The sequence below is a fragment of the Kamptonema animale CS-326 genome (assembly GCF_028330895.1).
GTDB lineage: Bacteria > Cyanobacteriota > Cyanobacteriia > Cyanobacteriales > Microcoleaceae > Kamptonema > Kamptonema formosum.
Genome location: NZ_JAQMUA010000312.1, coordinates 1 through 7,565 on the forward strand (window position 1 = coordinate 1; position 7,565 = coordinate 7,565).

Sequence of the window (7,565 nt, forward strand, 5' to 3'; positions counted from 1 at the left end):
GCTCCCCTGCTCCCCCGCTCCCCTGCTCCCCTGCTCCCCTGCTTGGAGAAGAGCAAGACGCTGACCTTGACACCAGCGTGTGGCATCTTTAGCATCAAGAGCGATCGCATCTAAATGGGCCAATGCCGATGAGGGCGTTATAGGGCTGAAAGTCCCCTGCTGTAATTGTGTTTCCAGTTCCTCAAAAGTGAGACTGTCTACTAGATGAAAACCGCTACTTTCAGTGCGAGTCAAAGCTGCTAAAGTTCCGCCTACATTCAAAGCTGCGCCCAAGTCGCGAGCGATCGCTCTGATATAAGTTCCAGCACCACAAGCGATCGCCAAATCCAATTCAGGAAAATCCCCCGGCCGCCAGTCCAAAATCTCCAGCCGAAATACCTCCACAGGGCGGGGAGGTACTGCCACCGTTTCACCCTTGCGGGCCAAGTCGTACAGGCGTTTTCCCTCCACATGAATTGCACTGTAATTAGGCGGTATCTGCTGAATTTTGCCCTGAAAACTCGGTAAGGCAGCTTTTACCTGTTCTAGAGTTAAATTAGGCACTGGCTGAGAGCTTAAAATCTCCCCCTGCAAGTCATCCGTCGCCGTCGTCAAGCCAAACCGAACCGTTCCTTGGTAAGCTTTATCATGTCTTAGAAACTGCAACAGCCTAGTTGCCTTGCCCAGAGCTACTGGTAAAACCCCTCCTACTGCGGGGTCAAGAGTTCCCCCATGTCCAACCCGCTTGAGCTTTAAGAGGCGGCGCAGTCGCGCTACGCAGTCGTGGGAAGTGGGGCCAATCGGTTTATTTAGATTAAGGAAACCTTCAAATGTCATTACAAAGTGGTGAAATCGGAAGAAGAAATTGAATTACGCGCAACCCCTGGCAATACAGCTAAAAATTGAACGTCATTGCCATTTATAAGCTGAATAACTGTACTTGGGGCTGTTCCGCCTGTACCCTGAACAATAGTTAGATCGCCAAAGGTCAGGCCTGCACTTAAGCGAATTCTATCCGCACCGTCGGTAAAATCTGTAATTACATCGGCATCAGCTTCAGTTAAACCGCCTGTCAGTCGGCCGATAACAAAGGTATCGCTGCCCTCACCGCCTGTTAAAGTATCTCTACCGCGATCGCCTGAGAGGAGATCGTCACCCACGCCCCCAATCAGCGAGTCATCATCTGTTCCCCCAAATAAGCTATCATCGTCAATGCCTCCAATCAGGGTATCGTTTCCCGTATTACCAAAGAGCTGATTGTTGCCAACTCCCCCGCTTGCCGAGTCATTGCCTTTACCACCAAAAATAGTATCGTCACCATCATCGCCGAATAGAGAGTCGCGATCGCTACCACCAAACAGGATGTCATTACCGCCCTCTCCCAGCACCGAGTCATCTCCCGTATCCCCGGAAAGAGTATCATCGCCGCCTAAGCCGTAGAGAGTGTCAAAACTTGCTAAACCAAATATCTGATCGCCACTGCCACTACCCCGAAGCGAGTCGGGCTCGCTAGTACCGCGAATGATGTTGCCCCCCCCTGGAAGTGTACCTGTATTACCACCAGAACCGCTACCGCTAGGACTGGGTGTTGGCGTTGGTCTGATTGGCTGAGATGGCACTGCTCCTGGCATAGTTCTACCTTAAATATGCAATCATTAAGTATCTTATACCAATTTAATCAAGCTGCATAGAATAGGCTTCAACAATCAAATTGTTAAGAGGATAGCGAACTGATTTGTAAATCTTGTGATTTGTTTAATAACTTAATTAATTTGAAGTAATATTTTTGAGAATAGACTATTTGTAGAAAAACTCTACACTAACACTAACCATTAAGTCACCAGGCAATAACCTTACACCTTGCCCCACAGTTGGGACACTCGCAGAGTAACCTCAAAGATTGCCAAAGCGCGATCGCGGCCTCACAACTAAGCCAGGACTTACGCACCCAACCAAAGAAACCGGGTTTTTTGACGAAAATACTTCGTTGTGACCACAGATTCTCTCAAAAACCCGGTTTCTGGGACGACCTGCGTAAGTCCTGTTTGGGAGAAACGGCATTGCGCGATCGCGCTATAAGAACTAAGGGAGCTAGAATAACAAAAACTCTTATGGCGATGAAAATTACCTTTGTTCTTCCTATTGTTAGTCTTACCGGAGGCAGCCGTGTAGTAGCAATTTACGCCAAACTGCTCAAAAAGCGGGGGCATGAAGTATTCATCATTTCCATGCCCAAACAACAACCAACTTTGAAGCAAAAAGTCCGATCTTGGATGCGGGGAGAGGGTTGGCCTTCTTCAAGCGATCGCACACCTTCCCACTTCGATAATCTAGGCGTTGAATACCGAGTTGCCGATCGCAACGGCCCCGTTAGCGATGCCGACTTACCCGATGCTGACGTAGTTATCGCCACTTGGTGGGAAACCGCCGAATGGGTGGCGAACTTGTCTCCCGCAAAAGGAGCAAAAGCTTATTTCGTACAGCATTACGAAGTCTTTGACTATCTGCCTAAAGAAAGAGTAGAAGCAACTTGGTCGCTACCTCTGCACAAAATCCCCGTCGCCCAGTGGTTAGTAGATATAGCTGAGACTAAATACGGCGACAGCAACGTTTCTCTCGTACCTCCCAGCGTCGATACCCAACAGTTTTACGCCCCGCCTCGCGGCAAACAGCCCATTCCCACAGTCGGAATCATGTATTCAACTGTAAATTGGAAAGGATGCGACCTGGGGTTAAAAGCTTTCTCGCTAGCTGCTAAGAAAATCCCCAATTTACGCTTAGTTGCTTTTGGTAACGGCCAACTATCTCCAGATTTACCATTGCCTCCCGGAACTGAGTACGAACCTCATCCTTCTCAAAGTCAGCTTAAAGAATTTTATGCTAAATGCGATGCGTGGCTGTTTGCTAGCCGTTCCGAAGGTTACGGGCTGCCGATTTTAGAAGCAATGGCGTGTCGCACGCCTGTCATTGGCACTCCAGCGGGTGCTGCTCCCGAACTATTAGAGGGCGGCTGCGGCATACTGGTAAAACCGGAAGATCCAGAAGATATGGCTAAAGCAATAGAACAGATTTGCCAGTTGTCTGAGACGGAATGGCGAACAATGTCTGATGCTGCCTACGCTAAGGTGACAGGATATACCTGGGAAGATGCAACGGATCTATTTGAAGCTGCACTCTACACAGCAATTGAGCGATCGCATACCAGAACTCAGAATCAATAATCCAGATTACCAGTTAACAGTTACCAGTTAACAATTAACAATTAACAATTAGCAATTAGCAATTAGCAATTAGCAATTAGCAAATGTCTTCCTTAATAAGTCTGGCATTGTATGGATGGATTCTAGTTACCTTGTACTTATTTGTGCGGTATCCACCACAAAGAGCATTAGTAATTAGTTTCATCGCCTCAACCCTATTTTTGCCGCAAGCATCAATTAAACTGCCAGCAATTGGTAGCTACACCAAATCAACAGCAGCTTGTTTAGGCTGTCTACTAGCTACTATAATTTTCCAGCCAGCCCGTCTTAGTTCCTTTAAACCGGGCTGGCTTGATATACCAATGTTCATTTGGTGCTGCTGTCCAATTGCTTCACAACTAAGTAATAACCTCAGCCCATTTTCTCCTACTATCGGACAAATTTTACAGTGGGGATTGCCTTATTTTTTAGCTAGAATTTACCTCAATAATTTAGCCGGAGTGCGAGAGCTAGCAATCGGTATTGTCTACGGCGGAGTAATCTACATTCCTTTGTGCCTCTATGAATCCCGCATGAGCCCACAGTTACACCGCATAGTTTACGGTTTTACTCCCCGCTTGGACTTTGGACAAGCAATTCGTTTAGGAGGATATAGACCTACAGTATTCATGGAACACGGTTTAGCAGTAGGTATGTGGATGATGGCAGCAGCGCTGCTGGGAATTTGGCTGTGGAAAGCTAAAGTTATCAAGAAAGTCGGGAATTTTCCGGCTACCCAGGTAGTAGGAATCTTGACAGTTACTTTTATATTATGTCGCTCCACAGGAGCATATATTTATTTAGCGATAGGAGTAGTTATCTTATTAGTTGGCAAGCAGTTTCGTAATGGTTTGTTGTTGCTTTTGCTAATTGCGGGGATCTCTAGTTACCTTTACGTTAGTGCTAGCGGAACCCTTTACACTAATCCTTATGTTATTAACTTTGTCAATACTTCCACTGACCCACAAGACCGCAGTCAATCTCTAGCTTTTAGAATTGAAAATGAGGAGATTTTGTCCCATAAAGCACGGGGACGAATCATGTTTGGTTGGGGTGATTCGGGAGCAAATCATGTAACTGATGAATGGGGTAAAACTATTACAGTTACGGATAGTTTGTGGATTATTGCTTATGGTGTTAATGGTGTGGTGGGGCTGATTAGTTTTACGGCAATATTCTTATTGCCACCTTTGGCCTGTGTTTGGTTGCGCTATCCGGCTAGTACCTGGGGCAACCCAAAAGTAGCGCCTGTAGCGGGGATGGCTGTAGTTTTAGCTTGCTATATGCTGGACTCTTCCCTGAATGCTTTTCCTAATCCGGTATTCATTCTCGGTAGCGGGGCAATTTCAGGGTTAATACTGAATCCACCGGAATCAATTAAGGTGAAAAAAACGCCATCCCTTGTATCTAAGCCATCGCCAACGTCACGAAGATTTGCTAGATAGGGTTTTAGACAATTTGAAGTTTGTAACGCCGCCGTCCCGGTGGTATCTTGGTATCTTTATCGCCAAGATGGGGGTGTTGCGATCGCAACCCCGCCATAACCAGCTACAAATATAAATAGTAGTAGTTCTGATCCGCTCACCAGTCCTACAGTCCCAACTCCCTAGTTCTCCTTATGACGACATCCAAACGCAACTCCTCCGATGCTAAGGCTTCTACAGGGAAGCGAGTTGTTTACTCCGAATTCGGCAACTTTGACAACTCAACCGCAGTAGAACGAGCACTCCCAGAAGTCCCGCCACCTCAGCAAAATATTAGAGTCCAGGCCTCCCGTAAGGGTCGCAAGGGTAAAACTGTCACTGTCATCACGGGATTTCAGGCCAAACCCGAAACTCTAGCAGCATTGCTGAAGCAGCTTAAAACCCAGTGCGGTGCAGGGGGTACTGTTAAGGATAGCGAGATTGAGATTCAAGGCGAGCACACCCAAAAGCTTGTTGAAATTCTGACAAAATTGGGGTATAAAGCTAAAATCAGTGGTGGTTAATGGTTAGTGGTTAGTGGTTAGTGGTTAATTGTCATAGCCGTTATATCCGTTAAATCCCCGACACAACTAATTACCAAATTGCTAATTATTAATAGTTAGCTTAACTTAGTTAATCATTTTTTCTCAGTAACAATTACCAATTACCAATTACCAATTACCAATTACCAATTACTAAATTGTACACGCGACCTTTAGCCCGTTTAATAGAGCAATTGCAACGCTTACCCGGAATTGGCCCCAAAACCGCCCAACGCCTTGCTCTACACATTCTCAAACGACCAGAAGAAGAAATAGAAGCACTTGCTCAATCCCTAATTGATGCTAAAGAACAAGTAGGTTTCTGTGAAGTATGTTTTCATTTATCTGCTGACCCAGTATGCGAAATTTGCCGCAATCCCAACCGTGACAGCGATACTATTTGTGTAGTCACAGATTCCCGCGATGTAATTGCCATTGAAAAAACGCGGGAGTACATTGGTAAGTATCACGTTTTGGGCGGAGTTATATCGCCGATGGATGGAATTGGCCCAGAACAATTAAATATTGAACAGTTAGTGCGGCGCGTGAGTCACGATGATATTAAGGAAGTGATTATTGCTATTAGTCCGAGTGTGGAAGGTGAAACTACCACGCTGTATGTAGGACGTTTAGTTAAGCCTTTTACGAAGGTAACGCGAATTGCCTTTGGTTTGCCGATGGGGGGAGATTTAGAATATGCTGATGAAGTGACTTTAGCGCGTGCTTTAGAAGGACGGCGGCTGTTAGATTAGCTAATCTTTAATCCTGTTTTATCCTAAGAGTTCATCAACAGCAATGCTAAAGCCTTGCAGTATAATCTGAGTAGTAACTATTTTACCAGAATTGAAAATTACTTGCTGGTTTTCTGTGACTATAATAATCCATTTATTTTCGGGAAAAACTAGCCAAACTTCCTGACCTCCTGACTGTAAATACTCGTAAGCTTTAGCGATGATATCTTCCGCAAAATCTGTAGGAGAAACAATTTCTGCACTTAAGGGGAAACTTTGAGGTAAAACAGCAACTTCGCCAAATTGAGTTAACAATTCTGGGGTAAGATAGGCGACATCAGGTTTACGTCCTTGCTGATTAGTACGACAAGGGGGTTCGGTATAAACTTCTCCTCCTTGTCCGCTGGATTCTTTGTAATTTCGCCAAGAAGAATCTAATTTTGACTGAACTCGACTATGTTTGAGTGTCATACCGTTTTTCTCCACTAATTCCCCATCTACCCATTCTGTACTATCAGGTGGGTTTTGCATCCATTGTTCTAGAGAAATGTGGGGTAATTCAGTAATTTTAACCTCTTTTGATTCAATTATTGCTGTCACCATTTTGGTTAATCCTCCTTGGGTTATAACTTGACTATAGCGCTCTTAAATGATATTTTTAAACAAATTCTCCTTTGGCTACCATCACTACTTTACCACCTACATAAACCTCTATTTCTTGTTGATTTCTTTGAGATTTCAAAAGTAATAATGAAGGTCTATCAATTTCATAACCTTGTTCAACTCGTACATTTACAGATGTTTTGCCACAGTAAGAATATTCTACCAAATATCCGGCTAAGCAGCCATTCGCGCTCCCTGTAGCGGGGTCTTCGGGAATACCTAAAGAATCGGCAAATACCCTCACGCTTAAATCATTATCTTTATTGTAAGTTTCGGGGCAAAATATTAGGATTTCCTGGGCTTCAAGGTTGCGAACTAGGTCAAAATATTTGTCTAAGTTGACTTTGGCTGTTTTGAGGGAGGAGTGAGTCTTTAATGGTACAATAATAAAGGGAACGCCTGTTGAAACTTCTTGAATTGGATATGTCAAGTCTATCTCATCTACTTCTAAGTTTAACACCGAGGCGATAGTTTCTGCGTCAAATTTTTGATGAAATGTTGGTGGTTTTTGGCGCATCCATAAAACATCTGTGGCTTCGTCAATGTAATTAAATGTAACTGGAATTTGACCGACTGCTAAATTCAAATTAACTTGTTCAACTTGGCTTTTGATGATTTCTTGTTGGATGATATAAGCTGTTCCTAATGTTGGATGTCCCGCAAATGGTAATTCTTTTTTAGGCGTAAATATCCGCACGTCATAGCCACCATTCATCATCTCATTTGAGAGGATAAAGGTAGTTTCTGAGTAATTTATTTCTCTGGCTATTTGTAGCATTTCGGTGTCAGATAATTCTGCTACGCCATCACCAGCAAATACGGCTAGCTGATTACCAGCATATTTTGATTCAGCAAAGACATCAACAATGTAAAATTTCATAGTATTAGTTAGTAGTTAGTAGTTAGTTTCTCATGACTTACGCAAAACTATCCGTAACGCCGCCATCC

8 protein-coding genes are annotated in these 7,565 nt (G+C 44.3%); 4 read left to right on the forward strand and 4 right to left on the reverse strand.

Annotation, left to right across the window (positions count from 1 at the left end; all coding sequences use genetic code 11):
• The coding region (gene truB / locus PN499_RS17985; RefSeq protein ID WP_272033469.1) for a tRNA pseudouridine(55) synthase TruB at positions 1-816 on the reverse strand (816 nt) is incomplete at its 3' end.
• Positions 816-1,610, reverse strand: a complete 795-nt coding sequence (locus tag PN499_RS17990) for a calcium-binding protein (protein WP_272033470.1) — start codon at positions 1,608-1,610, stop codon at positions 816-818. The genes PN499_RS17990 and truB, both read right to left, overlap by 1 nt.
• A 339-nt stretch (positions 1,611-1,949) precedes the next feature.
• On the opposite strand from PN499_RS17990, the gene PN499_RS17995 reads away from it, so the two are divergent.
• The 4 genes from PN499_RS17995 to recR all read left to right on the forward strand — a co-directional run bounded on the left by PN499_RS17995 (position 1,950) and on the right by recR (position 5,975).
• The gene (locus PN499_RS17995; RefSeq protein WP_417063887.1) at positions 1,950-3,200 is read left to right on the forward strand and encodes a glycosyltransferase family 4 protein; all 1,251 of its coding nucleotides are present in this window, start codon (positions 1,950-1,952) and stop codon (positions 3,198-3,200) included.
• A gap of 83 nt (positions 3,201-3,283) precedes the next feature.
• The gene (locus tag PN499_RS18000; protein WP_272033471.1) at positions 3,284-4,663 is read left to right on the forward strand and encodes an O-antigen ligase domain-containing protein; all 1,380 of its coding nucleotides are present in this window, start codon (positions 3,284-3,286) and stop codon (positions 4,661-4,663) included.
• Positions 4,664-4,836: 173 nt separating this feature from the next.
• Complete coding sequence (locus PN499_RS18005) at positions 4,837-5,205, forward strand: translation initiation factor (protein ID WP_007356817.1); 369 nt, start codon at positions 4,837-4,839, stop codon at positions 5,203-5,205.
• 176 nt (positions 5,206-5,381) lie between these two features.
• Positions 5,382-5,975, forward strand: coding sequence for a recombination mediator RecR (gene recR / locus PN499_RS18010; protein ID WP_007356818.1), 594 nt, complete (start codon positions 5,382-5,384; stop codon positions 5,973-5,975).
• A gap of 18 nt (positions 5,976-5,993) precedes the next feature.
• On the opposite strand, the gene PN499_RS18015 is transcribed toward recR, so the two are convergent.
• Both PN499_RS18015 and PN499_RS18020 read right to left on the reverse strand, forming a co-directional pair.
• Positions 5,994-6,557 (reverse strand): Uma2 family endonuclease, encoded by a 564-nt coding sequence (locus PN499_RS18015; protein ID WP_272033472.1) that lies wholly within the window; start codon positions 6,555-6,557, stop codon positions 5,994-5,996.
• 55 nt (positions 6,558-6,612) lie between these two features.
• A complete protein-coding gene (locus PN499_RS18020; protein WP_272033473.1) occupies positions 6,613-7,497 on the reverse strand; it encodes a PhzF family phenazine biosynthesis protein in 885 nt (294 codons plus the stop codon).
• Positions 7,498-7,565: the final 68 nt, after the last annotated feature.